This is a genomic window from Streptomyces yerevanensis (genome assembly GCF_000716805.1).
In the GTDB taxonomy this organism is placed as follows: Bacteria; Actinomycetota; Actinomycetes; order Streptomycetales; family Streptomycetaceae; genus Streptomyces; species Streptomyces flaveus.
Genome location: NZ_JNWJ01000030.1, coordinates 72,928 through 97,358 on the forward strand (window position 1 = coordinate 72,928; position 24,431 = coordinate 97,358).

Genomic DNA, 24,431 nt, shown 5'->3' on the forward strand with positions numbered 1-24,431 from the left:
GGTGTGACTCAGGAAGCATGTCGGGCGCGAGCATCCGGTCGGCCAGGAAATCGACCGGCAGCACCGCTTGTAACATGGTGCGCACAAGCCAGAAGGGACACTTCATGCACGCTGGCAGCCACCCCGACGCCCTTGATCAAGCGATGGAGGACTTCCTCGCGGCACGCCCCCAGCTCTTCGGCATCGCGTACCGCGTACTGGGCAGCATGGTGGAGGCCGAGGACGTCGTGCAGGACACATGGGTGCGGTGGCAGAACACGGACCGCACGAAGGTGAAGGAACCGGCGGCCTTCCTGACCACGGTCGTCACACGGTTGGCGATCAACTTGGCTCAGTCCGCGCGGGTGCGCCGGGAATCCTATGTCGGGCCGTGGCTTCCCGATCCCGTCGACACCACGGAGGATCCGCAACTGGGTGCGGAGCGTGCCGAGGCCCTGGAGCTGGCGGTTCTGATGCTTCTGGAGAAGCTGAACCCCGTGGAACGCACCGCCTATGTGCTGAGGGAGGCGTTCGACTACCCCTACGGCCGGATCGCCGAGATCCTGGAGACGACCGAGGCCAACGCACGCCAGTTGGTGAGCCGGGGGCGCAAGCACCTGGCCGCCGAGCGCACGGCGCGCGTCACGCGGACCGCCCACCGGCGCCTGCTGGAGGTGTTCCTCTCCGCGGCGCGGACGGGCGAGCTGTCGGTCCTGGAGGACATTCTGACCGCCGACGTCGTCAGCTACTCGGACGGCGGCGGGACCCGCGGCGCATCCAGGATCCCGGTGGTCGGACGGACCCACGTGTCGCGGTACCTCGTGGCCTTCGCCCCGCGCTTCTGGCCGCAGACGGACATCCGGTGGGTCGAGGCGAACGGTCTGCCGGCGGTGCTGATCTCCTCCGGCGGGGAACCCGTCAGTCTGCTGTCCCTCGACGTCTCGGAGGAGGGCATCGACCGGGTCATGTGGGTGATGAACCCGGCCAAACTGGCGCCCTACGTGGCCTCCTTGCAGGACTGACCAGCCCTCGGCGTCTCCGTCGCTCGCGGACCGGCGTCACAGGAGCGGTCGTTCCTCGGTCATGCAGTAGTCCGGCCCGAACTGCACGACGGACGCCTCACCACGACGACTCGGAGTCATGCCGTGACCGATCCGATCCAGCTGCCCGCCCTGTCCACCGAGAAGGACTTCACCGGGGACGAGTTCTCGCCTATCTACACGACGACGGTGACCGTCGACGGTGGTGCGGCCTCGCACGGGCGGGCCTCCGGCCGGGCATGTTCGTCCGACGGCGCCCTGGACCTGGATCTGCGGATGCCCGCCGAGCTGGGCGGCAGCGGCCAGGGGACCAACCCCGAGCAGCTGTTCGCGGCCGGCTTCGCGGCCTGCTTCCACGGCGCGCTGGGCCTCCTGGCGCGGCAGGAGGCACTCGACCCCGCGGCCATCTCCGTCCTGGCGACCGTCGCGTTCGGACGTAATCCCGAGGACGGCGGCTATCTGCTCCACGTCGACCTGGTGGTGCGGTGGCCCGGCGTCCCGCGCGAGACGGCCACGAGCCTGATGGAGCGGGCCGACGGGTTGTGTCCGTACGCACGCATGGCCTGGAGGGGCACCCCCACCACCATCACACTCGCTCCCTGACCGGTCAGAGCGGAAACCACGGATCCACGTCGGCGGCTTCCTCCTTGCGGACGGTGAACCCGGAGATCTCCTTCTTGCGCACGTGCTGCGGCGGCAGGGCCGCGACCAGGGGGCGGTCACCGGGCGCCCCACGAGGTCCACGCCGCTGCGGCGAACCCCCGTCGAAGAACTCCTCGTTGACGGACCGGTAGTGCGCCCAGTGCTGCGGCAGGTCGTCCTCCTGGAAGATCGCCTCCACCGGGCACACGGGCTCGCAGGCGTGGCAGTCGACGCACTCGTCGGGGTTGATGTACAGCGTGCGTACGCCCTCGTAGATGCAGTCCACCGGGCATTCGGTCAGGCACGCCCGGTCCTTGATGTCGACACAGGGCTGCGCGATGACATACGTCATCCCCTTGCCCCTCTCCGGGCTTCGGGCTCACCCATGTGACCGACGACGCCGCAAAGTTGTGACACCTGCACACGCACGGTGCTCACCACATCGGCACCCATGTCACAAACCGTCGCCCGGACTTGTCACTTGTCCGTGACCCACTCAGAGCGACGGGAGTGATCGTGGCCATTACCGAACAACGTCTTGCCACCACGGTGCTGGTGATCGGCACCGGCGGAGCCGGCCTGCGGGCGTCGATCGAGCTGGCCGAGGCCGGCGTCGACGTTGTCGCCGTCGGCAAACGTCCCAAGGAGGACACCCACACCTCACTGGCCGCCGGTGGGATCAACGCGGCCCTGGCCACGATGGATCCCGAGGACAGCTGGCAGCAGCACGCCGCCGACACGCTCAAGGAGAGCTACCTGCTCGGTGACCCCCGTACGGCCGAGATCGTCACCCAGGGCGCCGCCCTGGGCATCGACGACCTGGAGCGATACGGCATGGCCTTCGCCCGTGAGGAGGACGGCCGCATCTCACAGCGTTTCTTCGGCGCGCACAAGTTCCGGCGCACCGCCTTCGCCGGCGACTACACGGGCCTGGAGATCCAGCGCACGCTCGTCCGGCGGGCGAGTCAGCTGGACATCCCCCTGCTCGACAGCGTCTACATCACCCGCCTCCTGGTGCACGACGGCGCGGTGTTCGGCGCCTACGGCTTCGACCTCACCAACGGCACCCGCTACCTCGTCCACGCGGACGCCGTCATCCTCGCGGCCGGCGGTCACACGCGCATCTGGCGCCGCACGTCCTCGCGGCGCGACGAGAACACCGGCGACTCCTTCCGGCTGGCGGTCGAGGCCGGGGCCAGGCTGCGCGATCCCGAACTGGTGCAGTTCCACCCCTCCGGCATCATCGAGCCGGAGAACGCCGCCGGCACGCTGGTCAGCGAAGCGGCCCGCGGCGAGGGCGGCGTCCTGCGCAACGCCCTGGGCGAGCGGTACATGAGCCGCTACGACCCCGAGCGCATGGAACTGTCCACGCGCGACCGCGTGGCGCTGGCCTCCTACACCGAGATCAAGGAGGGGCGCGGCACGCCCAACGGCGGCGTCTGGCTCGACGTCTCGCACCTTCCCCGCCAGACGATCATGGCGCGGCTCCCGCGGGTCTATCAGACCCTCCTCGAACTGCAGATGCTCGACATCACGCGTGATCCCATCGAGGTCGCCCCCACGGCCCACTACTCGATGGGCGGTGTCTGGGTCCGCCCCGAGGACCACAGCACCGACGTCCGCGGCCTGTACGCCATCGGCGAGGCCGCCAGCGGACTGCACGGCGCCAACCGCCTGGGCGGCAACAGCCTCATCGAGCTTCTGGTCTACGGCCGCATCACCGGCCAGGCCGCCGCCGCCTACTCGGAATCACTCACCGCACAGCCCCGCAGCGCCTCCGCCGTGGCCGGGGCCCGCGCCGAGGTCGACGAGCTGCTCGCCGCCGACGGACCCGAGAACGTGCGCGCCCTGCAGCGCGCCATCCGCAACACCATGACCGAGCACGCGGGCGTCGTCCGGGACGAGCAAGGTCTGCGCGCCGGCCTGGCGGAGCTGGACCTCATCGAGAAGCGCCTGGAGAACGTCGGAGTCCACCCCGACATCGCCGGCTTCCAGGACCTCGCCCACGCCTTCGACCTGAAGTCGGCCGCCCTGGCCGCGCGCGCCACTCTCGAGGCGGCACTGGAGCGCCGGGAGACCCGCGGCTGCCACAACCGCAGCGACTTCCCCGCGACGGACCCCGCGTTCCGCGTCAACCTCGTCTGGTCCCCGAAGACCGGTGTCGCCCACGAGAGCATTCCGCCCGTTCCGGAGGAGATCGCCGCGCTCATGGCGGAGGTCTCCACCGAGGGAAAGCTCGTCGAGTAGCCGGAACCGGCCGGACACATGACGATCTTGTCACACAACACAGACGAACCCGGTCTTTCCTTACAAACCCTGTCCTCGCGACAATCACGCACTCCCGAAAGGACTCCCTCATGAAGGTCGTCATCATCGGCGGTACCGGACTGATCGGCTCGAAGCTGGTCGCCAAGCTCAAGGAGCACGGCCATGAGGCCGTACCGGCCGCTCCCAACACCGGTGTCAACACCCTCACGGGCGAGGGTCTCGCCGAGGTCCTGACGGGCGCCTCGGTCGTGGTCGACGTCTCCAACTCGCCTTCCTTCGCGGACGACGCCGTCATGGAGTTCTTCCGCACCTCGACCACCAACCTCCTCAAGGCGGAGGCGGACGCCGGTGTCACCCACCACGTGGCCCTGTCCGTCGTCGGTACCGAGCGGCTCCAGGAGAGCGGCTACTTCCGTGCCAAGCAGGCGCAGGAGGAGCTGATCAAGGACTCGGGCATCCCGTACTCCATCGTGCACGCCACGCAGTTCTTCGAGTTCATGAAGGGCATCGCCGAATCCGCGACCGATGGTGACACCGTCCGTCTGGCCCCGGTCAAGATCCGGCCCGTCTACTCCGACGATGTGGCCGCGACCGTGGGCCGCACCGCCGTCGGCACCCCCGTCAACGGGGTGGTGGAGGTCGCCGGTCCCGACGTGTTCCAGCTGGACGAGCTGATCGGCAAGGGCCTGGCCGCCAAGAACGACCCGCGCAAGGTCGTGTCCGACGTGCACGCGCCGTACTTCGGTGCGGAACTGCAGGAGACCACGCTGCTCCCCGGCCCGGACGCGCACATCGCGGAGACCCGTTTCGCCGACTGGCTCGCGCAGCAGCAGGGCTGAGTCGTCACCGGGCAGCAGGCACTGGGGAGCCTGCTGCCCCGGGCCGGGGCCTGCCGTGCGCACCGCGTCACGGCGGGTCCCTTCCGTTCACCACAGATGTCAGGGTGGTCCCGTTCCCGGGACCACCCTGACATCGTTCGGGCCGCGCTCACGCAGCCGCTTCCGTCACCGTCGCCGTAGGCCGACGCATCGTCCGCGCTCGCATGGCGCGGCGCTCTCCTTCCGTCGTACCGCCCCAGATGCCCTCGACCGGGCCCACGTCGACGGCCCACGACAAGCACTGCTCCGCCACCGGGCACCGGCGGCAGACGGCCTTCGCCTCGTCGATCTGAAGGGCTGTCTGGCCACTCCTGATGTTGCCTACCGGGAAGAAGAGATCCGGGTCTTCTCGTAGGCACAGGCTCCCGTCGCGCCAATCCATGGAACACCTCCTGAGTGTGGAACGGACACTGTTCGGGGGTGGCTCATCACGTGGGGGGAGGCGTGGGGAAAGTGGCCGGCAGCGCGCCGCCACCTCACACGCGGGTGGCAGAGCGCCACCACCCTTCACTGGGAAGGACCGATGGATCGGCACATGTGTGACATCGGCGCCGGGCCGGCAGCGGGTCGTGAAGTTCTGGCACAAAGTGCGTCGCGCACCTGTAACGAAGCGTCCGCCTGCTCGGTCTCTAGGAGCGGAGGTGCCCCGCGGGAACGCGCACCCGGCGCCCGGGCGGTCCCGGCGTGCGCACCGCCTCCGTCAAGAACCGGCAACAGGAAACGGAGACCGAAGGACATGCATCCAGAGGCGATCCCCGTGGAAGGCGACCTGCATGAGGCCGTGTCCGTCTTCGTGAAGCTCCGACCGCGTCTCTTCGGCATCGCCTATCGCGTGCTGGGCAGTGCGGTGGAGGCCGAGGACGTCGTCCAGGAGGTGTGGCTGCGGTGGCAGCACACCGACAGGGCCGTGGTGGTCAGCCCCGTGGCCTTCCTGTCGAGCGCCACCACACGACTGGCCATCAACGTGGCCCAATCGGCCCGGGTCCGCCGTGAGACCTACATCGGTCCGTGGCTGCCCGAACCCATCGACACCAGCAACGACCCGCAGGCCGGTGCCGAACGGGCGGAAGCGCTGGAACTCGCCCTGCTCCTGGTGCTGGAGAAGCTCCCCCCGACCGAGCGTGCCGCCTACGTCCTGCGGGAGGCCTTCGACTACTCCTACCCGGAGATCGCACAGATTCTGGGGCTCAGCCCCGTCAACGTGCGCAAGATCGTGAGCCGGGCCCGCAAGCACCTCACCGAGGACCAGCGGGACAGCGTCGACGCCACCGAGCACCGAAGGCTGCTCGATGCGTTCGTCACCGCCGCCCGCCAGGGGGATGTCGCCTCGTTGGAAGCGCTGCTCACCTCGGACGCGGTCAGTCTGTCCGACGGGAACGGCATGCGCGGGGCGGCCCGCGTCCCAGTCCTCGGCCGAGCCCGCGTGGCGAACCTGTCGACCGCCTATCCGCGGTTCTGGCCGACGGTCGAGGTCGAGACGGTCGAGGCCAACGGTCGCGGCGGAGTCGTCCTGTACCGCGACGGCCGGGCCTCCACCTTCATGACCGTCGCGGCCACGCACCGGGGCATCCATCAGGTGATGTGGGTCTTCAACCCGAGCAAGATCGCCGCTCTCCTCCGCTCCTGCTCGGGCTCGCGCGAGGCGGCCTGCAGCTCTGCCTGACGGACAGTCAAATGCCTTCAGGAGCAGGACTGTTCCAGGAGCGCAGCTTGTCGGGGTTGAGGACTGCCCAGATCTGGGCGACACGGGAGTGGACCAGGTCGAGGGTGATCACGGCGGCGACCCGCTCGTCGTAGCGGGCGACCAGTCCGGTGCGTCCGTTGACCGGCCAGGTGTCCACGGTGGTCCGCGGCCGGGCGGAGAGCAGGGTGAGCAGGCTCCGGGCGACGTGTTCGTCGCCGGTGACGGGCCTGGCCAGCGCGCGGACCTTGCCGCCGCCGTCGAAGTACGCGGTGACGCCGTCGGTCAGCAGCGCTCTGAGACCGTCGTGGTTCCCGTCGGCGCACGCCTGCCGTACGGCCCGCGCGATCTCCTCCTGCCGACGCGGCGATGCCGGTCGGCCGCTTCGGGCGCGCAGACCCTGCCGGGCCGTGACCGCCGGGTCGGCGCGGACCGGCACCGATCGCACCGCGCCGCCCGGTGCCGTGGACGCGGCCGCTCCGAAGACACCGTCGAGCACGAACGCGGCTCTCTGCACCGGTGACAACGTGTCCACCGCCCGCAGCAGCACCTCGCTGACCTCGCCCTCCAGCCCGTCCTCGCACGGTCCCCGGCGGTGCGCGGAACCACACGCGTCACCGTCCGGACCGAGCGGGGCCAGCCGTGCCAGCGCGAGGCCGCCCACGACGTGGGTCAGCCAGGTCCGCGGCGTCCGTATGCGCGACCGCTCGCCGTCGGAGAGCCCGTACCACTCCCGGTACGCCTCGTCGGCGACGCGCTCGGCCGTGACCCGGCTGCCCAGCATCCAGTGCGCGACCTCCACCAGGTGCCGCCGCTCGTCGAGCAGTTCCGCGAGCGGCATGGCGTCACCGATGTGCTCCATACCGACTCCCCCTTCCGCACGGCCCTGCCGCCGCGGCCGCGGCGCACGGAACGTTACCCGCCGGGTCCCGCTCCCCGGTCGGTGAGCCCGCCGCATCGAGAAGTGGGAGAGATGCTGACATCTCTGCAACGAAACACACTGTCACACCGGCCTGCGGTCTTCTGTCCCACTCAGTGGCAATACAGTGTGTCGTGTGTACAGGCTGCCCATGGAGTCTCCTTACCCCGGGCCGCTCCTCACACTCACCTTCCGAAGGGAATCATCATGCACACTTCAGCACGTGCCGCTGTCGTCGGAGCCTCCCTCATAGGGCTCTCGCTCGTTCCGGGAGCCGCCCAGGCCACCCCCGGCGGCCCCGGCGTCAGCGGCAAGGTCCTGGCCCAGCGGACCGTCGGCGACACGGACTACATCCTCCGCGAGATCACCATTCCTCCCGGCCAGGCGACCGGGTGGCACTACCACGACGGCACCCTGTACGCCTACGTCAAGCACGGCACACTGAGTCACTTCAACGCCTCCTGCACGTCCGACGGCGTGTACAAGAAGGGCAGTTTCCTGAAGGAGCCGTCGGGCGCGGATCACGTGCACATCGGCGAGAACCGGGGGGCGACGGACGTCGTCCTGGAGGTTCTCTACGTCCTGCCGCACGGCGCCCCCTTCTCCCAGGACGCTCCGTCCCCCGGCTGCGAACTGCCGTAACGCGGCAGCTGTACGACGGCTGTCACAGCTCCCGTCACTACCCGGTCAATGCGGTATCGACGGCTCGCGGCGGTCTCTGCCCCGGGCCCCGCGGCGACGAAGGAGGAGCATGGCAGGGACATACATCAGCCGCGTCCGAGCGACCGCTGGTCCCGAGAAGCCCGTCCACCGGACTTCCGACGCAGGTCGAGGAGGGACGCGCGGATGACTCGAAGCGCTGACCGCCGGACCGATCCCGCCGCCGTCACCGTCTCGCTGGCCGCGGAGGCCGCCGTCCTCGAGGGACGGCTGGGTGTGCTCCGGGAGGCGATCGACGAGGTGGACGTCCAGATCCACGCGGTGTCCGAGAAGATCAGACGGCTGTCGCGGTCCGTGGCCGGATCCGGCGACACCGAGGCGCCGGCGGGCGAAGGGAGCGACACGGGGCTCGCCCCCTCACCGGCGGGCCGTCCCTGACGGCCCGTGCGGGCGGATCGCACCGATCAGCCGGGCCGGCACCCCGCCTCCGCAAGAAACGGTGTGTTCTCCGTGGGCCTGCCCACTCTGTTCTCGTACCCGGCGGGGCCGCTGCATATGATGTTCGGCAGCATCCCCCCGGTGCCGCGCCGGGTGGCGGGCCAGGACATCGAGCGGTCCCGCCAGGACAAAGGGTTGAGGACGAGAGGAACCCATGGTCTCCGTGACCCCGACGGCGCACAACATCGAGAGCACTGCCGAGAGTCTCCAGGAGGACCTGGTCCGGCTGGAGATCCAGAAGCAGGCGCTGGAGCGGGAACTGGCCGCGGTCACCGCCCACCTCGGTTCCGTGCAGCGGGCACTCGACGCCCTTCAGGCCCTCATGCCCGGCACCGGCCCGGCCGCCACGCCCCCCGGTCTCGTGGACGCGCCGTCCCCGGCGAAGCCGAAGCCCGCGCGAGCCACGGCATCCGCCGCTCCGGCCGACGAGCCCCCGGCCAAGGCCGGCCGGAGCGACGATGGCGACGACGCCGGTAAGACGTACGGCAAGCTCACGGAACAGATCCTGGCCTACTTCGCGGAGGCCGGAGACGCCGAAGTCCGCGCCCGCGACGTCGCGTCCGCTCTGGGACGCGACACCGACAGCGGTAGCATCAACGCCGTCCGCAGCACGCTCGACCGTCTGGTCGGCGCCTCGCGCGTCCAGCGGGTCGGCCGCGGGCTCTACCGCGCCGTCAAGCGCTGATCCGGCCTCCGGGCTCCGCGGGCTCCTCGCTCCGGCGTGGTTCGCCGTGGGAGACGAAGGCCTCCCTCGGGTGCTGCACCGAGACGAGCGAGACGATGTCGCGGCCGTAGAGAACGGCGGTGGCCCACACGGCGAACACACGAGCCTTGCGTTCCCAGCTCGGTATGGCCAGGACGTGATACCCACGGTGCATCAGCCAGGCCGGGAACCCCTTGATGACCAGGCCCCGGTACTGGAAGATGCCACGGCCGAGCCCGAGCGTGGCCACCACGCCCAGACTGCGGTGCACATAGTCCTTGGCCGGTCGGTCGCGCAGGGACGCCAGGACGTTCTTGGCCAGACGCTTGCCCTGCCGGACGGCGTGCTGGGCGTTGGGCACGGTGCGGGCGCCCGGTCGGCCGGCTGCGAGATCGGGCACCGAGGCATCGTCACCTGCCGCCCAGACGTCGGGCACCACCTCGGTGTCCGTGGTGACCCGCAGATCCGCCCGTACGGTGAGCAGTCCGCGCTCGTCGACGGGAAGGTCGGTGTGGTTGTGCACGATCGGGTTGGCGGCGTTGCCGGCCGTCCACACCAGCAGACCCGAGTCGTACTCGGTGCCGTCCGACAGCCGCACGCGTCCGTCCTCGGCCGAGACGAGCTGGGTGTTCAGGTGCACCCGCGCCCCCCGCTTCTCCAGTGAACGCACCACCCAGGCACCCGGCCGGTCGGTGACCTCAGGCAGGATGCGGTCCCGCGCCTCGACCAGGTGGAAGGCCGGTTCGTCCGCGTCGATCTCCGGATACTGCTTGAGCAACGCGGTCGCCAGTGCCAGCAGTTCACCGAACCCCTCCACTCCGGAGAATCCGCCACCGACGACGGTGACGGTGAGCAGCTTGCTGCGTTCGGGCCCGCGCGGCAGGCCGGCCGCGCGGTCGAACGAGGTGAGGAGGCGGTCGCGGATCGCGACCGCCTCCTCGACATGCTTCAGTCCGTACGCCTGATCGCTCAGCCCCGGGATCGGGAAGGTCCGTGTGACCGCCCCCGCCGTCACCACCAGCACGTCGTAGTGCAGGTCGAAGGGCGGCGCGGATTCCGGGCGGACCGTGACCGTGCGCGCGCCGTGGCGGATCTCCGTCACCGAGCCCGCGATCAGACGCGTCCGGTGCAGGTGCCGTCGGAGCGAGACCGCGGCGTGCCGCGCCTCCACCGAGCCGGCCACGACTTCGGGCAGGAACGGCTGGTACGTCATGTACGGACGGGGGTCGACAACGGTGACGCGCGCCTCACCCCGCCGCAGCTTCTTCTCCAGGCCCCAGGCGGTGTAGAAACCCGCGTAGCCGCCGCCCACGATCAAGATCTCACGCACGGTGTCCTCTGTTCCTCTCGGTCTTCACCTTGTAGACCGATCGTCGGCACTCGGTGTGACATGGTGGCCGGATCGCAGCCGACTACCGTTCGTGGCTTGGCTCTCGCGGGCTCCGGGGTGTCAACGCGCCGTGTGCGGGCACTTCTTCACCCTCATGTCCACTTCGTAGACCAGGGACGTGCGGTGGCCGTACTGGATGGTGTACATCCTCTTGCCACCGAAGACGACCTTGGTGGCGGCCGCCGGGAAGTAGTCGGTGGTCAGCCGGGGAGGCGCCGTCGTGACGTAGGCCTGGCCCGTCGGCACGGTGTACATGCTCAGGGGCGCCTGGGTCGACGGCGACAGTCCCGTCGGGATCTCGGCGGGATCCGGGTAGCTGGTGCCGTAGACATCCACCGGTTCGATGCCCGCGGAGCCGACGACGGTCGCGTCGGACGCCGGAACAGTGTCCCTGCCGTGCGGGTTGTGGAACCAGACCTGGCGAGAAGGATGAATACGCGATTTGTCTGTCATGTCAAATCCCGCCGTTGAACGAGCCGAACGATGTCTTCGTCACGAGGCGCGGCTTCGTCCCACGGGGGCGGTTCCCGCCGGGGGCGGGCGGTGATACGGCCATGAGGGGCCTGTGCCAGGGGAGTTGCGGTCTCCGGGATAAGGAAGCCCCGGCATTTCACACTGTTTCATGTTGAACGAATCAGACGGGCGCAGTCGACACAGTGGCATTTGGGCCAGGCTCCGATCAACGAAATCGGAACTCCTGGCGCCGTCGCCGCGTGCGGCGGCCGATGGGCACGACGAGGACGGGGATCAGACGGAACGCCAATCCCCGCCGCAAACCGCGAGCCACCAGCCACAGGGAGGTGTGATCGCCTCAGTGGTCGTCAGGCGCCGGCGTGCGCGCTCCAGTGACCTTCCAGGATCTCGGCGACCTCTGCGGGTCGCTGGAGCAGCGGCCAGTGGTTGCAGTCCATCTCGACCACCTCGGAGGCGTGCAGGGAGGCGCCGAGCTTGCGCCCGAACTCGATCTGGCACGCGGGGTCGAGTGCTCCCCAGAAGACCAGACAGGGCGCCGACACGGCAGACAGTCCCGGTTCCCACTCCGCTCCCATGGTGACCGCGGAGCGGTACAGCTTGAGGATGGAGTCCTTCATCGGCTCGTCCACGCGGCTCGCCATGTCCTTGGCCGGCCCGATGGGTACGTCGAAGCCGGCCGCCAGGTCCTCGGCGAACGGCTCCGCACGCAGTTCGCGCATGAAGCGGTTGCCCTCGACCTGGTCCTGCCAGATCTTGGCCAACGGGTGCCACACGTAGCCGGAGTTGACCGGCCCGTTGCCTCCGGCCCAGGTGCGGACCAGATCGGGGCGCAGATAGGCGACGCGGAGGGTGAGAATGCAGCCCCAGTCGTGACCGACCAGGTCCACCGGCTCACCGACCCGTTCCAGTCGTCGGATCAGCCAGTCGACGTACTCCTCCTTGGAGGAGCCGAAACCGTTCGGGCGCGCGGCGCCGAAACCGGGCAGGTCCCAGGCTTCCACATCGGTCCTGCTCAGGTGCTGTCGCACACCGTCCCATACGTGATGGGTGTCAGGCACGCCGTGGATCAGGATGGCAGGCATGAGTGATTCCTTCTTCAAGAGACGGACTGCGCCTCGCGGGTGGAAGAGGTCTCACATCTTGTCACACCGTGTTTTTGCGGTGCCGCCCTCCAGCGGTCCGCAGGACCGCACATCGGCTGCTGAAGTACGGGGCGGGGCTCTCCACGTAGGCCCAGGCCGATGTCACATGATCCCCGTCTGGCCGGTCTGCTCTGCAAAGAACGCTGCGGCCACGCGGTGGTGGGGCGTGGCAGGGTGCAGGAGGAAAGGACGCCTCATGGGGCACACCGGTGACACAGTGCCGATCGCTGATCTGCTCGACGAACGGCGGCACCTACTCGACGTCGCCTCCTGGATGCTAGGCACCGGTCCCGAGGCCGAGGACGCCGTCACCCATGCCTACCAGCGGTGGTACGGCCTGACCGACGCCCAGCGGACGAACATCGCCGAACCGCGCACCTGGCTGACCAGAACCACGGGCACCATCTGCCTGGCCCGACTGCCCCTGCAGAGAGGCTCGTCCGCGGTCGCGGGTGAAGCCGCCACCGAGATCGACCGGGCGCTGACGGAAGAGATCAGCGACGTCCTGCTCGACGCGCTGAACACGCTGTCGCCGGCCGAACGGGCCGTGTTCGTCCTCGACGACGTCTTCGCCGTGCCGCCGCAAACGGTCACGATCGTGGGACAGTCAGCCGACGCAAGCGCCGAACTCGCCGATTACGCCCGCCACAGCCTGCGCGGGCCCCGGGTACGTGCCACGACGCCCCCACAGCACGACCGGATCGTCCACGCCGTCCGGGGGGCCTGCGCCACTCTCGACGCCGCGCGTCTGGACTCCCTGCTCGCCCCCGACGTCAGCGCGTTCTTCGACGGTGGCGGCAAGGTCCGCGCCCTCCTCCGACCAGTGCACGGCAGCCGGCACGTGGGCCGCGCCCTGCTGACCCTCCTCGCCCCGCGCCCTCACATCACCCTGCACCTGCGTCCGGCCAACGGCCGCACCGCGATCGTCGTGCGCCACCGCGACCAGGTCGCCGCCGTCATCAGCTTCGGCATCGCCCGGCATCTGGTCACCCGCGTGTGGGCCGTTCTCAACCCGGACAAGCTGCGTTCCTGGAACCGCGGCCCCGCTGCGGCCGTCGAACGCGGCGCACAAGACGGTTGATCCGCCGATGACGCACGCACCCGTTGCGCTTTGCCATGACAGTGGCAACAATCGGTGTACAAGTTCTTCACCATCCATTACTGCATCTTCATCACAGCGCCGGCTGAGATCCGAACGCATCGCAGCTGGACGGGGGCGCGGCACGTGAGTCGAGGATGAGAGGGAGAAATGGTTTCGGCATCGCGCACGGCACGCACCATCGAGAGCACCGCTGAAAGCCTCCAAGGGGATCTTGACCGCCTGGAGTTGCAGAAACGGTCGCTGGAGAGAGAACTTGCCGCCGTCGCCGACCATCTCGAAACCGTGCGCCGAGCCGTGCACGCCCTGGAAAGCGTGATGACAGGCCCGGCGGACACGGCGCCCGCAGCGGAAACCGTCGACCCGAACCGGCGCTCTGCGGCACCGTCGACACGGACAAAGGCGGGCTCGGGCACGGGCCGTGCAGCTCCTGTCGGTTCCTCTGCTGACACCCCGGCGGCCTCGCGGCCGCCCGGGCGCGACGAGAAGGCCGGGAAGCGGGCTTCCCGTTCGAAGGACACCTCCCGCTCGAAGAACGACGCGGATCGCACGTACGGCAAGCTGACCGAACAGACCCTCAACTACCTTTCACAGGTCGGTGACACTGATGTGCGCGCCCGCGACGTGGCAACAGCGCTGGGCCGCGCCACCGACAGCGGGAACATCAACGCCATCCGCAGCACGCTCGACCGTCTCGTCGGCACGTCCCGGGTCCAGCGCACCGGCCGGGGCCTCTACCGTGCCCAGCAGCCCTGAGCGACAGAGCGAAAGGCCAGGCCATAGCCCCGGACGCCGTTTCGCGGGGGATCGAAGGCGTCCGGGCCACGGCACCCGCCCGGTTCTGTGCAGCGGGTGCGACAGCGTTCCCGACGCCTTCGTGGAGTGCGCCTCGACGTCGGAAACACTGTATTCACCCTACCGCACTTTGACACACTCAATGACACTGTTGGTTCCGGAAGTGATGCGATCCATAACAGTGTCATCAACAGTGACAAATTCTCTTGGAGCCCAGCCACCGCGCACGGATCATCGGACGACGTGAAGCACTCGTATCAGTCCTCGCCGCTTTCTCCCGGCACTCATGCGCTCACCGTCCCCCACGGTCTCGCCCGCATCGAACAGCGATACCACGTCGCCGGTTCGGGCCCCGTGTGCGTCGCTCATTCAGGCGGGCCGGGCATCGGCTGGGAGTACCTCCGGATGCCTGAGCTGGAAGAGCGTCTGACCATGGTCTACGTCGAGCCGGTCGGAACGGGGCGCTCCGGACACCTGCCGGACGCCCGTGACTACACCGTGGCCACGTACGCAAACTTCCTGCACCATGTCGTCGAACACCTCGGACAGCCGCGGATCCAGTTGCTCGGGCACTCCCACGGTGGTTTCGTCGCCCAGCAGTACGCACTTGACCACCCGAACCACCTTGCCTCTCTCGTCCTGTACGACACCTCTCCTGTGGCGGACGACGCGTTCTGGTCGACTGCGGTCGCCGCCATGGAACGGTTCGTGGAACGGAACGTCGACGCCCATCCTGAGGTGGCCGGTTACACCGTTAGCCTCACCACCCCTCTCGGCCTCTTGAACGACGACGGCGCCACCGCTGTCCTGCGGCAGATCATGCCGGCCTATGTCTTCGACTACTGGGCCCGAGAAGGGGAGTTCGGGCCTGCCCGTCGGTTGCTGCGGATGTACGCGGCCCCCAACCGCGGGGAGGGCGCTCCGTTCGACATACGGCCAGAGCTGCCCCGTATCACCACTCCGGCCCTGGTCCTGGCCGGCGAGGACGATTTCATCTGCGGACCTCGCTGGGCCCGTCTCCTTCTCGAGTCGATGCCCGCCGCCGAGTTGTCGGTCCTGAAGGACACCGGACACCTCGGGCACGTCGAACGGCCCTCTCTGTTCAGCACCGCGGTGCTGGGGTTCCTCCGGGCGCACGGCGTTCTCTCCTCGTAGCCCGTCACACGGTGCACCGAAGCTGTCACAAGGTAAGCCGCTGTCCGGTCAATCATTCGAGCACGGATGAGGCACCGGCGGTGACTCACACCGGAGAATAGGCATCTCATTTACCAGTTCGGAGTCGGCATGCTGTCCGAACGATCCGCACAGATCGTCCGCACCACTCCCCCGCCGTGGGCGCCTCCCTCGGCACCATCACCGAGCTGTTCTACCGCCGCATGTTCGAGGAACGGCCCGAGCTGCTCCGCGACTTGTTCAACCGGGCGAACCAGGCCAGTGGCGCGCAGAGGGAGGCTCTCGCCAGTGCCGTCGCCGAGGTCCTCGGTGACGCCGTGACTCCGGCGGTGGCATCCGCATGGGACGAGGTCTACTGGCTGATGGCCAACGCTCTCATCGTCATGGAAGCGCGCCTGTACGCGCAGGCACAGGTCGAGGACGGTGCCGTCTGGCAGACCATGGAGATCACGGTACGCCATGAGGAGACCCCCGACGCGGTGTCCCTCGTCCTGCGACGCGCCGACGGGTCACCGACCGGACCGTTCGTCCCCGGCCAGTACCTCAGCGTGCGGGTCGAACTGCCCGACGGAGCACACCAGATACGGCAGTACAGCCTCTCCTCGGCCCCCGGCCTCAAGACCTGGCGCATCACCGTCAAGCGGGAGTACTCCGCCGACGGCCAAGTGCCCGAGGGCGAGGTCTCCTCCTGGCTGCACGCCCACGCCAATCCCGGCGACACCCTCCAGGTCTCCCTCCCCTTCGGCGACCTCCTGCTCCCTGAGGGCGACAGCCCGCTGCTGCTCGCCTCGGCAGGCATCGGCGTCACCCCCATGCTGGCCATGCTGGAACACCTGGCCGCCACCTCGCCCCACCGGCCCGTGGCCGTCGTCCACGCGGACCGCTCCCCCTCCGATCACGCCCACCGGCTCGAACTCGTCGAACTGGTCGGCCGACTCCCCCATGCCTCGCTGCACGTATGGTACGAGGACACCGACCACCCGGACGCCGCCGCGGACCATGTCAACGAGGGCTGGGCCGACATCGCCCGCCCTTCCCCCGCCCCTGACGCCACGGCATTCCTGTGCGGTCCCCTGGCCTTCATGAAGGCCGTCCGCACCGACCTGCTCGCCCACGGGCTGAGACCCCGATCCATCCACTACGAAGTGTTCGGCCCGGACCTCTGGCTCAGCAAGTAGAACGCCCGCCGCGTGACAGCCACCCGAAGGACCTCAACCAGTGAGCGAAAAGGTGTGCTCGCAGCTACAGACAGACGCCGCGCGCAGAACGCCAAGAACACCACGACCACGGCACCGATCAGAAGCAACTGCACTGGAGCGGAACCCCACGGAGGCACTGCGCGTCGACGCCGAGCGCAACCGCGAGCGCATCCTGGCGGCAGCCCGCCGTCTCATCTCCCGCGAAGGACTCGGTGTCCCCATGACCGCCGTCGCACGCGAGGCCGGCGTCGGCAACGCCACCCTGTTCCGCCGATTCGGCACCAGGGAGCGCCTCATCGACGCTGTTTACACGGATCGGGTGGAGGCCCACCACAGCCTTGTGACGGCCTGCTCGAACGACCCGGACCCCTGGCAGGGTTTCGCCGACTACGTCCAGTGCGTCTGCGCCCGGCAGATTGCGGACCCGACCTTCGTCGAGGTCCTGACCATGACCTTCCCCGCCGGCGCCGTGGAGACCCGACGCGCCGAAGCATCCCGCGGTGCGCTCGGGCTCATCTCCCGGGCCAAGAAGGCCGGTTACCTGCGCGAGGACTTCAGTGACCGCGACCTCACCATTCTGCTGTTGGCCAACTCCGGCGTCGTCCGAGCAGGCGGCAACACCGCCTCGAACGCCTCGCGCCGCCTCGTGGCCCAGACGCTGCGCGCCTATGCCACCCCGGACGCGCCCCTCATACCCGTGCCGGACGCTCCGCCGGCCACGGAGCTCTACCACGCCATGATCAGCCTCGTTCGATCGCGTCCCGCATGAGTCGGGCGAGCCAGTCGGTGCGGGTTCGGCGGGCCATGGTCGAGATCCGTGCCTGCGGGTACAGGGCGTCGAAGCCGTGGAAGCCGCCAGCCCAGACGTGGAGTTCGGCCTGGCCGCCCGCCGCCCAGATGCGGGTGGCGTAGTCGGTGTCCTCGTCACGGAAGACCTCTGCGGAGCCGGTGTCGATGTAGGTCATCGGCAGACCCAAGGGGTCCTCGGCCAACGCCAGCGACATGTACGCGGACACCTCGGCGTCGGTGAGGTCGCCGAGTGCCGAGCGCCAATCGATACAGGCGGCACAGCACCTGCTCACCGAGCTCCTAGCCCTGCAACAACTCCTCCGCAAGGGTGCGCGCACCGCATCGGAGGAGGAGAAGAGCGAGTACCAGCGCACCAAGCTTCATCACCACGCCACGGTGCAGCTGCACTCACAGTGGCTCCCCGGCGCCGAGTTGAGGTCTCGCCTCACATCGAACGTGCTGTACGCCTCCATTGGCCCCCAAAACGACCAACGCAGCGACTCCGAAAGGCGATCCGACGCGATGCTGGCCTGCGCAGACTCAGTAGCGTGCCTCGGCGCGTTCCTGCGCTCCGAGGCACCGCCCAGACGCTCACCGGAAGTTGAGGCCGTCATCAGACGCTGGCCCGAAGGCAAGGACTATCACGAGTACATCGTCTCCGGGCCTCCCAGGGAGTAGCCCGCGGCCGTTCTGGTCATTGGTGGGCGTTGGGCATCCCGTTGGGCGGCTTCTGCCTGGATACGGTCGAAGTTAGTAACGGGCGCCATCGACAAGCACCATGCGCGACGACCGGAACACCCCGGGCGTGCCAGCGCACCGAACGGGTCCGGGCTTGGTTCATCTGCGCCCAACTCCCGACGACACGTACTTGAGGTTCACTGGCACCGGACGCGGGCCGAGAGGCTCGAACGGGACAACCCGCCGGGGTGCTCCAGTTCACACGGCACACAGCACCAACAACGGAACAAGCAGGGACAGTTCACCGTTCTTCCAGATGTGGCTGCGGAGGGGACAGTGTCCCCGGGCCTCACCTACAGCCCATGGGGACGATCGTCCGGCTGAAGCCCCATGGAGCCCTCCGCCGGGAGGCGACCGCCCTCCGCACGCCACCGCTCACGGCCCCGGCTGGTCTCCCCCGTCCAGCCGGGGCCTTCGCATACGGGCACGCCCCCAGGGTTGTCGTTACCGGGCCAGGGTGACGGTGACCGGCTCGTTGGGGCAGCGGCTCAGCGTCTCCGAGAGCGCGGCTTCCTCACTCCCGTCGATGGACAGTCCGTAACGGGTTTTGTCCGCGACCCAGTCGGTGACGTACTGACACCGATAGCCCTCGAACGTCGGCAGCCAGGGGCTGGGGTCTTGTTCCGACTTGGACCGGTTGCTGGATGCGGACACCGCGATCAAGGCCCGCGGGTCGTCCTGATCGTTGGCGTATGCCTCGCGTTCCTTCGCGCGCCAGCCGGATGCTCCGCTGTCCCACGCTTCGGCGAGCGGTACGAGGTGGTCGACGTCGAGCTTGCGGGCGCTGTCGAGGTACTGGTCGTCGTAGGCGCTGTACCAGAGGCCGCCGGTGAGCACGCAGTTCGCTTCCTGCCCGGGAGCGGTGACCGCCTCAGATTTGAGGACCTCCGCCCGCCGCGGTCCGCGCGCGACGGGACGGGCGGTGCCCGGCCATCGCCCAAGACGCTGTCGGCGCTGCGTCATGGTTGAGCCGCGTCGGGCACGCCACAAGAGCACGGGATAGATTGCCGCTGTGTCCGGCTCAGGTCCCGATTCCTACGCGGCGTTGTATCGCCTGCGGTTCACCCGGCGGCTGCCGGGCGAACTGACGGAGCTGACCGGGCCTGTGCACGGCGTCCCCAGAGCACCGGCTACTCCCGGCCCCGGGTCACGCTCCTGGACGCGTTCGCCGGCCCGGGCCGCTACGAGGACGGCGAGCCGGGCTCACCGGTGTTCATCCTGGACCGCCTGCTCGGTCATCACGCGGTCGACCGCATGCACCTCAGCCCCCGGCGGGTGCATTTGATATTCATCGAGAAGGACCGCGCCCGCCACGAACGCCTCGTGGCGGAACTCGTCTCCCGCTTCGGGCCGCTCAAGGATCTGCCGGTACGGGTGGAGGTCCGGCGCGGTGACGCGGGCCGCGACAGCCTCGCAGTCCTCGATGAGCTCGGAGCCTGGGGCCACCCGATCCTGGGGATCTTCGACAGCTGGGGCAGCGTCAACGTGCCGCTGCACGTGATGTCCCGCCACTGCCCGTCCCGGAACACGGCGCTGCGCAGCACGCCCTCACGGGCGAAGCCAGACTTCTCCAGTGCGCGCTGCTCGGCGATGTTCTCCGTCTCGGTGTCCGCCTCGAGTCTGACCACAGGAGTGTGCGCGAACAGATAGCGCACCAGTAACCGCTGTGCCTGCGTGCCGACACCACGTCCCCGGCCATCCGGCAGCAACTGGGCCCCGATATTCCAGCAGTGCGAGCTCCGCGAGGTCACGACCTTCCGCCATGCCACGAAGCCGAGCCGGTCGGTGCCGGTCGCCACCATCAGCTGGCCGCCGTCATCGCTCAGCAGGCCATCCTGCGCCCAGCGGCGTCGCCAGCGCCCCGGATCTGACCAGCCCAGCCATTGGAACGGCCCAGTCGCCTCCGGATCTGTCAGGAACCGCTCGAGCACCGACAGGTCATCCTCGACCACTGGACGCAGTATCACGGGATCGTCGCTCATCCCCGTCACCGTAGGTCCTGCCGGCAGTCCAGGTGACAACAATCCTGCTGCCGTGCCAACTATCGTGCTTCGGCACACGAGATGCCCGCCAGCGTTTGTGACAGTGGCCGGGCTCAGTAGGAGAACTCGATGTAGTCGATGTCGGTGAGTCTGACCATGTGCAGACCACCGCGCCCGGGTGAGACTCGGAAGTAGGCCTCGCCTACTGCGTCGGCAACGATGCTCCGCATTTCTTGCTCGTCCGCGCTGCGGTGTCGTGCCTCGAGCAGGCGGGCCGGATAGGGATGATGCAGGGCCTGCGACAGGCGGCGTACGCGGCCGTCGTCGGAGGACCCTGCTGCTGCGTTAAAACCGAACCAGCCGCGGAAATGCACCCACAGACTGTGCTACTGGTCGCCGATTGCTCGGTGGGCCCGGCGGCGGACTCGTGGCTGCCACAGCCGGATGACCTCTTTGAGGATGGCCTGGCGCAACGCCTCGTTCGGCGCGTTCCGCTTGTTCGTGAGGATGCTCTGCAGGGTCCGGGGAGTGGTGTGCAGGCGGCCGGCGAGCGTGGAGAGGTCCGCGCCACGGGAGTTGAGAAAGCGTAAGCGTGCCCGGTCTGAGAGCGGGGGCTGGCGGGTCCAGTGGTGGGCGTCGGCGATGTCGAGGGCTTCGGCGACGGAGTTGGTGTGAAGTCGGTCGAGCATGGGTCCTTCAGGAGGGAGTAGGGCGGCCGCGCAGTGTGCGAGTGGTGGCCGCTGCCGAGGTGGGGGTGCCGGTTTTGCGGGATCGGCGGTCGGGTGGGGTGGGCAGGAGCCGGCAGGCGTGGAGTGCCTGGTCGATTTCGGGGTGTTCCCAGTGCGGGACGGACAGCGGGTTGGGGGCGTCTGGATGGCCGCGCAGGGCTGCGAGCTGGCGGGCGGCGTCCATCAGCACCGTTGTCCAGGGAGGCAGAGCGGGCAGGCCGTTGCCCGGGTGGGTGTGGAGGGCTTTGATCTGTCGGCTGCTGTATCCGGTCAGTGCGCCCAGGGCGGCGCATGCGGCGTGGACGGGGTGGGCGATGCGGGTGTGGATGCGGTCGGCAATCTGGGTGTTGTGGGGGTGGAGGTGGTCTTGGTGCGGTCCGGGAACGGGCAGGGGCGGGATGGGGCCGGTCGGTGCGGATGAGGGAGTGAAGGCAACGGTGACGGGGCTCAGAGGCTGGGGCGGCATGCGGAACTGCAGTTCGTCGTCGCGCGGCGGGAAGGGTGCACCATGCCGCCACCACGGGTAGCCCGCGGGTTCTCGGAGGTGGGCTGGAGGGCGCCAGTGGGCGGCTGCGGCGCGTCGGTCGTCGAGGAGGCGGTGCTCGATGGTGTCCAGCAGGCGGAGGGTCTGGAGCGGGAGGGGCCGTTGCACAGCAGGGTCAGGCGGAGGCCGGTGCGCGTGCTGAGTGCCAGCAGTTGCTCCCACTGCCCTGCGCTGATCCGGTGGGCGCGGCAGATGGTCAGGTGGGTGATGCCCAGCGTGAGGATCCAGGCTGCGGTGATGCGCCAGCTGCGGTCGGAGTTGCCTGCCCATGTGGGCAGGTCGTGATTGTCGTCGGGGACGGGCAGGTGCTTGCCGAGGGCGCGGATCAGGTCGTGCGCCAGGTAGGCCCCGGTTCCCGCGAGCGGGGTGGGGTGGACGGTGATACGTCCGTAGCGGGGCTGATGGGCCGCGAACGCCAGGCGCATGTACTCCTGTTCGTCTCGCATGGTGACGACGACGGTAACGGGAGGAAGGGTGGTGTTCTGGCGGGGTGGCCAGGTCGGGCACCACTCGTTGTCGGCGCTCAGACCACTGTGTCCAGCCGGGTGGGGCGGGGGCGGCCCTGTCCAGGATGAGATCAAGGACTACGCGTGGAAGTCCTTCGGTAACGCCATCAAGGCGTTTCACCGGACGCTGACCGCTCAGCGCAAGCGGGAACTGCTGATCGGAGACGACACCTGGGCCCTGGACGAAGCTGCGATGCCGGTCCCCGGCTACATCGTGAACTTCGACGCCAGCTCGGTCGAGGCCCCGGTCGCGGAGCGGCTCCTGCTGGAGCAGCTCGTCGAAACGCTCGCGGAGGAGTTGGAGCCCCGCGAACTCCTCGCGCTCGCCCTCGTGAAGATCGACGGTATGACCTCCATGCAGGCGGCCCAGCTGCTGGAGATCTCGGACGGGGCCGTGCGCAATGCCATCTACCGGGCGCGGGTGAAGCTCAAGCCTGTACGAGGACGCCTCGGTCTGGCGTGAGCGCCCAGCAACCTCTCGCCCGGGTGCGCGGACCGTCGGATCCGATGGTCCGCGCTCACCGAGGGTGGGCTGCTTGGCGGCAGTGACACCACCACACACACACCGACCAAGGAGAGCGAATCGTGGGACGAAACAAGGACTGGGGGCTCGCAGCACGCACGGTGCTCGCGCTGCTCGCCTACAGGATTGGGCGGGTGTGGGACGCCTTGCTCATCGCGGTCGTACCGATCAAGGAGGTGCTGTTTCCGGCCCGGCCCGGCCCCGCCCGGCCCGGACGATGAGGGGGGGACGTCTCGTGGTGCTCGCCGCCGTCGGCCTGCTGCGCACCCTTCACCTTCCCGGCATGGGTGCAACGCGATGGACTCGACCGGATGCACTTGCCGTAGGTGGACCGCACGCCCTTCGAACGAAGGGGGCCTCGGATGAGTGAACTCTTATGGAGGTCTGCGTGGTGACGGGCGGGGGTGCGCCACCACGCAGGCTGAACCCGTAGAAACCAGTAGGGCCGGAGTCCTGGAGCAAACGCCAGGGCCTCCGGCCCTACTGGTGTTGGTGCAGGGGCACACGGGGTGTCTCGCACCGTCCGCTCGACACGGCTACCAACCCCGAGCGGCGGGAACCGCGACCAGGAGGTCCGTTCCATGACCAGCATCCCTCTTCCCGACGGCCAGAGCGACGATCTGCCCGAACTGTTTCAGAGCACGTTCGAGGAGATGATCATCGCGGCCGAGAGGGAGCTGGAGGCTCAGCGTCGCCGACTCCGGCAGATGCGCCGCCAGCGCCAGCGCCAGCAGCGCCGGAACGCCGCCCGGTGGGCCCGGGCGCACAGCCGCGTGGGGCTCTTCTGGGGCGGCTCGCTCGCGTTCGCGGTCGGCGCGGCCTTCGCCCTGCCGGGGATGTACGACATCGCCGTCGAGCTGTTCAAGGTCGCGGTCGCCGCGTGGATCGCGGCGGCCTCCGCCCAGCAGCCCCGCGGCTGACGGCACGGACCTGTAGAGCGGCACGAATGCCGAAGGTCCCCGGGCGCCAGCCCGGGGACCTTCGGCATGTCCGGGAACCATTGGAGGTCCGCCCCTAGGCGCTCAATCGTCCGTATGGCGCTGGGCACGAGTCCGGGCAGGCAGTGCGAAACCTAGTGCGCGTTCCACCGATTCCGCCTCCCGTCCGTCATTCGACAGGCGTCCAGACGATCACCGCCGCGGCGGCACGCGCAACTGCCACTCCTGCCCGTTCCACATCTCCGGCAGCCACCGTTTCTGCGCTCGGGCTGTTCGGCGTCTCATTCCGTGGTGGCGTGTCTGGTTGATCGGCCGCTCCGGCCCTGGGACACGCAGTGCCGCTGGAGAACGTGGTCGTGGACGTTGCGGCGGGCCGGGGTGGCTGCCGGGCCCGGTGCGCGGCCTTTGCGCGGTGAGTCGTCAGTACACCTGGGTGCATCCCAGCGACGCGAGCGATGAGGTGCGGCCGCAGGCGTTCGCGACGTACCCGGCGTCGTTCACCATGCGGGTGTGTGCGTCGCTGCCGGAGTTGACGCGGCTGGTGTAGTAGTCGCTGGGGGCCTTGCTGTTCGCAATGTCGATCCTGTCTCCGACGGACGCGCCGATGATCTTGCCCCAGGCGGCTCGGCAAGACGGGCTGTACCGCAGGATGATGGTGCGCCCCTGGGACGTCGTGGTCCGTACGTTGCGCGCGTCGTTGGCACATGTCGTGCCGTTGGGCTCCAGCCCCGTACAGGTGGAGCCGTAGCAGGTGCCCGCAGCAGCAGCCGGGGCCGCCGTCGCGGGAACCCCCCACGCCACAGCTCCAAAGGACAGCAGCGTCGCGGCGATGACAGTACGTGATTTCATGAATCCTCCCGAAGCCGTGGCAGAACGTGATCCGGATCGGCATCGCGTTCATCTGGTGATTGGTGCAGGTCTCCTGGTCGACCACGCCACCGGAGGAACCGATTGGTCCGGCGACGGGAGACGAAGCAGAGCAGACTTGATCGAGGTGAAACTGGGTCACGTGCTTGCAGCCGCTCGACCGTAAATCTCCACGACCGGGAGGGGTCCCGGCGCGAGCGCGTCGAGGCTGCCGACCTCGGGGGCACGCTGTCTGCCCGCACAAAGCCGCGGCGCCGGGCACGGGCCGGCTCCATC

General features: G+C 68.9%; 27 protein-coding genes and 4 pseudogenes. 17 read left to right on the plus strand and 14 right to left on the minus strand.

The window, feature by feature from the left end; genetic code table 11:
- Positions 1 to 104 precede the first annotated feature (104 nt).
- On the plus strand, positions 105 to 1,001 hold the full coding sequence (locus OP79_RS28670) for an RNA polymerase sigma-70 factor (protein WP_033324288.1): 897 nt from the start codon (positions 105 to 107) through the stop codon (positions 999 to 1,001).
- A gap of 123 nt (positions 1,002 to 1,124) precedes the next feature.
- Complete coding sequence (locus OP79_RS28675; protein ID WP_033324218.1) at positions 1,125 to 1,622, plus strand: Ohr family peroxiredoxin; 498 nt, start codon at positions 1,125 to 1,127, stop codon at positions 1,620 to 1,622.
- An 85-nt stretch (positions 1,623 to 1,707) separates the two neighbouring features.
- Here the strand turns inward: OP79_RS28675 and fdxA are convergent.
- A pseudogene (gene fdxA / locus OP79_RS28680) lies at positions 1,708 to 2,013 on the minus strand (ferredoxin); the annotation flags it as partial.
- A gap of 164 nt (positions 2,014 to 2,177) precedes the next feature.
- Here fdxA and OP79_RS28685 point away from each other — a divergent pair.
- On the plus strand, positions 2,178 to 3,908 hold the full coding sequence (locus OP79_RS28685; protein WP_106972498.1) for an L-aspartate oxidase: 1,731 nt from the start codon (positions 2,178 to 2,180) through the stop codon (positions 3,906 to 3,908).
- Positions 3,909 to 4,018: 110 nt separating this feature from the next.
- On the plus strand, positions 4,019 to 4,768 hold the full coding sequence (locus OP79_RS28690; RefSeq protein ID WP_033324220.1) for an SDR family oxidoreductase: 750 nt from the start codon (positions 4,019 to 4,021) through the stop codon (positions 4,766 to 4,768).
- A 148-nt stretch (positions 4,769 to 4,916) separates the two neighbouring features.
- Here OP79_RS28690 and OP79_RS28695 read toward each other — a convergent pair whose 3' ends face one another.
- Entirely contained in the window at positions 4,917 to 5,189 is a 273-nt protein-coding gene (locus OP79_RS28695; protein ID WP_033324222.1) for a WhiB family transcriptional regulator, read from the minus strand.
- Positions 5,190 to 5,543: 354 nt separating this feature from the next.
- Here OP79_RS28695 and OP79_RS28700 point away from each other — a divergent pair, with 354 nt between their 5' ends.
- Complete coding sequence (locus OP79_RS28700; RefSeq protein ID WP_033324224.1) at positions 5,544 to 6,470, plus strand: RNA polymerase sigma-70 factor; 927 nt, start codon at positions 5,544 to 5,546, stop codon at positions 6,468 to 6,470.
- 7 nt (positions 6,471 to 6,477) lie between these two features.
- Here OP79_RS28700 and OP79_RS28705 read toward each other — a convergent pair whose 3' ends face one another.
- On the minus strand, positions 6,478 to 7,350 hold the full coding sequence (locus OP79_RS28705) for a sigma-70 family RNA polymerase sigma factor family protein (RefSeq protein ID WP_033324226.1): 873 nt from the start codon (positions 7,348 to 7,350) through the stop codon (positions 6,478 to 6,480).
- Positions 7,351 to 7,614: 264 nt separating this feature from the next.
- Between OP79_RS28705 and OP79_RS28710 the strand changes: the two genes are divergently transcribed.
- From OP79_RS28710 to OP79_RS28720, 3 genes are all read left to right on the plus strand, one after another.
- Positions 7,615 to 8,049, plus strand: a complete 435-nt coding sequence (locus OP79_RS28710; RefSeq protein ID WP_033324228.1) for a cupin domain-containing protein — start codon at positions 7,615 to 7,617, stop codon at positions 8,047 to 8,049.
- Between the two features lie 204 nt (positions 8,050 to 8,253).
- Positions 8,254 to 8,505, plus strand: coding sequence for a hypothetical protein (locus OP79_RS28715; RefSeq protein WP_033324230.1), 252 nt, complete (start codon positions 8,254 to 8,256; stop codon positions 8,503 to 8,505).
- Between the two features lie 214 nt (positions 8,506 to 8,719).
- Positions 8,720 to 9,250 (plus strand): hypothetical protein, encoded by a 531-nt coding sequence (locus tag OP79_RS28720; protein WP_033324232.1) that lies wholly within the window; start codon positions 8,720 to 8,722, stop codon positions 9,248 to 9,250.
- Here the strand turns inward: OP79_RS28720 and OP79_RS28725 are convergent.
- The 3 genes from OP79_RS28725 to OP79_RS28735 all read right to left on the minus strand — a co-directional run bounded on the left by OP79_RS28725 (position 9,240) and on the right by OP79_RS28735 (position 12,214).
- Positions 9,240 to 10,598, minus strand: coding sequence for an NAD(P)/FAD-dependent oxidoreductase (locus tag OP79_RS28725; RefSeq protein ID WP_033324235.1), 1,359 nt, complete (start codon positions 10,596 to 10,598; stop codon positions 9,240 to 9,242). The two genes, OP79_RS28720 and OP79_RS28725, sit on opposite strands and share 11 nt — an antisense overlap.
- Before the next feature lie 120 nt (positions 10,599 to 10,718).
- Positions 10,719 to 11,111 (minus strand): hypothetical protein, encoded by a 393-nt coding sequence (locus OP79_RS28730; RefSeq protein ID WP_033324237.1) that lies wholly within the window; start codon positions 11,109 to 11,111, stop codon positions 10,719 to 10,721.
- Between the two features lie 368 nt (positions 11,112 to 11,479).
- Positions 11,480 to 12,214, minus strand: a complete 735-nt coding sequence (locus tag OP79_RS28735) for an alpha/beta fold hydrolase (RefSeq protein ID WP_051744989.1) — start codon at positions 12,212 to 12,214, stop codon at positions 11,480 to 11,482.
- A gap of 256 nt (positions 12,215 to 12,470) precedes the next feature.
- Here OP79_RS28735 and OP79_RS28740 point away from each other — a divergent pair, with 256 nt between their 5' ends.
- The 5 genes and pseudogenes from OP79_RS28740 to OP79_RS28760 all read left to right on the plus strand — a co-directional run bounded on the left by OP79_RS28740 (position 12,471) and on the right by OP79_RS28760 (position 17,309).
- Positions 12,471 to 13,355 carry a sigma-70 family RNA polymerase sigma factor family protein gene (locus tag OP79_RS28740; protein ID WP_033324240.1) on the plus strand — a complete coding sequence of 295 codons (885 nt, stop codon included), beginning with the start codon at positions 12,471 to 12,473 and terminating at the stop codon, positions 13,353 to 13,355.
- Positions 13,356 to 13,523: 168 nt separating this feature from the next.
- Entirely contained in the window at positions 13,524 to 14,129 is a 606-nt protein-coding gene (locus tag OP79_RS28745) for a hypothetical protein (protein ID WP_033324242.1), read from the plus strand.
- 282 nt (positions 14,130 to 14,411) lie between these two features.
- Positions 14,412 to 15,323 carry an alpha/beta fold hydrolase gene (locus OP79_RS28750; RefSeq protein ID WP_033324243.1) on the plus strand — a complete coding sequence of 304 codons (912 nt, stop codon included), beginning with the start codon at positions 14,412 to 14,414 and terminating at the stop codon, positions 15,321 to 15,323.
- 129 nt (positions 15,324 to 15,452) lie between these two features.
- Positions 15,453 to 16,519: pseudogene (locus OP79_RS49875) on the plus strand (NO-inducible flavohemoprotein).
- A 241-nt stretch (positions 16,520 to 16,760) separates the two neighbouring features.
- Positions 16,761 to 17,309 carry a TetR/AcrR family transcriptional regulator gene (locus OP79_RS28760; RefSeq protein ID WP_245685475.1) on the plus strand — a complete coding sequence of 183 codons (549 nt, stop codon included), beginning with the start codon at positions 16,761 to 16,763 and terminating at the stop codon, positions 17,307 to 17,309.
- Here the strand turns inward: OP79_RS28760 and OP79_RS28765 are convergent.
- A pseudogene (locus OP79_RS28765) lies at positions 17,281 to 17,592 on the minus strand (alpha/beta hydrolase); the annotation flags it as partial. The gene OP79_RS28760 and the pseudogene OP79_RS28765 overlap by 29 nt on opposite strands.
- A 919-nt stretch (positions 17,593 to 18,511) precedes the next feature.
- The gene (locus tag OP79_RS28775; protein ID WP_033324246.1) at positions 18,512 to 18,904 is read right to left on the minus strand and encodes an HNH endonuclease family protein; all 393 of its coding nucleotides are present in this window, start codon (positions 18,902 to 18,904) and stop codon (positions 18,512 to 18,514) included.
- A gap of 318 nt (positions 18,905 to 19,222) precedes the next feature.
- Here OP79_RS28775 and tcmP point away from each other — a divergent pair, with 318 nt between their 5' ends.
- The gene (gene tcmP / locus OP79_RS57220) at positions 19,223 to 19,717 is read left to right on the plus strand and encodes a three-Cys-motif partner protein TcmP (RefSeq protein WP_245685483.1); all 495 of its coding nucleotides are present in this window, start codon (positions 19,223 to 19,225) and stop codon (positions 19,715 to 19,717) included.
- Here the strand turns inward: tcmP and OP79_RS57225 are convergent.
- The 5 genes and pseudogenes from OP79_RS57225 to OP79_RS28795 all read right to left on the minus strand — a co-directional run.
- Positions 19,684 to 20,049, minus strand: a pseudogene (locus OP79_RS57225) (GNAT family N-acetyltransferase); the annotation flags it as partial. The gene tcmP and the pseudogene OP79_RS57225 overlap by 34 nt on opposite strands.
- A gap of 113 nt (positions 20,050 to 20,162) precedes the next feature.
- Complete coding sequence (locus OP79_RS55415) at positions 20,163 to 20,423, minus strand: hypothetical protein (protein WP_157857375.1); 261 nt, start codon at positions 20,421 to 20,423, stop codon at positions 20,163 to 20,165.
- Between the two features lie 12 nt (positions 20,424 to 20,435).
- A complete protein-coding gene (locus tag OP79_RS28785) occupies positions 20,436 to 20,738 on the minus strand; it encodes a hypothetical protein (RefSeq protein ID WP_033324247.1) in 303 nt (100 codons plus the stop codon).
- Between the two features lie 7 nt (positions 20,739 to 20,745).
- Positions 20,746 to 21,243, minus strand: a complete 498-nt coding sequence (locus OP79_RS28790) for a hypothetical protein (protein WP_033324248.1) — start codon at positions 21,241 to 21,243, stop codon at positions 20,746 to 20,748.
- Positions 21,225 to 21,767 (minus strand): hypothetical protein, encoded by a 543-nt coding sequence (locus OP79_RS28795; protein ID WP_157857376.1) that lies wholly within the window; start codon positions 21,765 to 21,767, stop codon positions 21,225 to 21,227. The genes OP79_RS28790 and OP79_RS28795 overlap by 19 nt, the downstream gene beginning before the upstream one ends.
- A gap of 31 nt (positions 21,768 to 21,798) precedes the next feature.
- On the opposite strand from OP79_RS28795, the gene OP79_RS50590 reads away from it, so the two are divergent.
- The 3 genes from OP79_RS50590 (at position 21,799) to OP79_RS28805 (ending at position 23,270) form a co-directional block, all read left to right on the plus strand.
- Positions 21,799 to 22,290 (plus strand): sigma-70 family RNA polymerase sigma factor, encoded by a 492-nt coding sequence (locus OP79_RS50590; protein ID WP_051744991.1) that lies wholly within the window; start codon positions 21,799 to 21,801, stop codon positions 22,288 to 22,290.
- Positions 22,291 to 22,412: 122 nt separating this feature from the next.
- On the plus strand, positions 22,413 to 22,571 hold the full coding sequence (locus OP79_RS55420) for a hypothetical protein (RefSeq protein WP_157857377.1): 159 nt from the start codon (positions 22,413 to 22,415) through the stop codon (positions 22,569 to 22,571).
- A gap of 360 nt (positions 22,572 to 22,931) precedes the next feature.
- Positions 22,932 to 23,270, plus strand: coding sequence for a hypothetical protein (locus tag OP79_RS28805; protein WP_033324250.1), 339 nt, complete (start codon positions 22,932 to 22,934; stop codon positions 23,268 to 23,270).
- A 438-nt stretch (positions 23,271 to 23,708) separates the two neighbouring features.
- Here OP79_RS28805 and OP79_RS28810 read toward each other — a convergent pair whose 3' ends face one another.
- Positions 23,709 to 24,137 (minus strand): DUF2690 domain-containing protein, encoded by a 429-nt coding sequence (locus OP79_RS28810; RefSeq protein ID WP_051744992.1) that lies wholly within the window; start codon positions 24,135 to 24,137, stop codon positions 23,709 to 23,711.
- Between the last annotated feature and the right edge of the window lie 294 nt (positions 24,138 to 24,431).

Coding starts and splice junctions, on each gene's coding strand:
- OP79_RS28715 (WP_033324230.1), top strand. CDS start 8,254: ATGACTCGAAGCGCTGACCGCCGGACCGATCCCGCCGCCGTCACCGTC.
- OP79_RS28735 (WP_051744989.1), bottom strand. CDS start 12,214: ATGCCTGCCATCCTGATCCACGGCGTGCCTGACACCCATCACGTATGG.
- OP79_RS28795 (WP_157857376.1), bottom strand. CDS start 21,767: ATGCGAGACGAACAGGAGTACATGCGCCTGGCGTTCGCGGCCCATCAG.
- OP79_RS28805 (WP_033324250.1), top strand. CDS start 22,932: ATGACCAGCATCCCTCTTCCCGACGGCCAGAGCGACGATCTGCCCGAA.
- OP79_RS28695 (WP_033324222.1), bottom strand. CDS start 5,189: ATGGATTGGCGCGACGGGAGCCTGTGCCTACGAGAAGACCCGGATCTC.
- OP79_RS28745 (WP_033324242.1), top strand. CDS start 13,524: ATGGTTTCGGCATCGCGCACGGCACGCACCATCGAGAGCACCGCTGAA.
- OP79_RS28690 (WP_033324220.1), top strand. CDS start 4,019: ATGAAGGTCGTCATCATCGGCGGTACCGGACTGATCGGCTCGAAGCTG.
- OP79_RS28810 (WP_051744992.1), bottom strand. CDS start 24,137: ATGAAATCACGTACTGTCATCGCCGCGACGCTGCTGTCCTTTGGAGCT.
- OP79_RS28700 (WP_033324224.1), top strand. CDS start 5,544: ATGCATCCAGAGGCGATCCCCGTGGAAGGCGACCTGCATGAGGCCGTG.
- OP79_RS28710 (WP_033324228.1), top strand. CDS start 7,615: ATGCACACTTCAGCACGTGCCGCTGTCGTCGGAGCCTCCCTCATAGGG.
- OP79_RS28705 (WP_033324226.1), bottom strand. CDS start 7,350: ATGGAGCACATCGGTGACGCCATGCCGCTCGCGGAACTGCTCGACGAG.
- OP79_RS28670 (WP_033324288.1), top strand. CDS start 105: ATGCACGCTGGCAGCCACCCCGACGCCCTTGATCAAGCGATGGAGGAC.
- OP79_RS28740 (WP_033324240.1), top strand. CDS start 12,471: ATGGGGCACACCGGTGACACAGTGCCGATCGCTGATCTGCTCGACGAA.
- OP79_RS28760 (WP_245685475.1), top strand. CDS start 16,761: ATGACCGCCGTCGCACGCGAGGCCGGCGTCGGCAACGCCACCCTGTTC.
- OP79_RS28730 (WP_033324237.1), bottom strand. CDS start 11,111: ATGACAGACAAATCGCGTATTCATCCTTCTCGCCAGGTCTGGTTCCAC.
- OP79_RS28720 (WP_033324232.1), top strand. CDS start 8,720: ATGGTCTCCGTGACCCCGACGGCGCACAACATCGAGAGCACTGCCGAG.
- OP79_RS28790 (WP_033324248.1), bottom strand. CDS start 21,243: ATGCCGCCCCAGCCTCTGAGCCCCGTCACCGTTGCCTTCACTCCCTCA.
- OP79_RS28785 (WP_033324247.1), bottom strand. CDS start 20,738: ATGCTCGACCGACTTCACACCAACTCCGTCGCCGAAGCCCTCGACATC.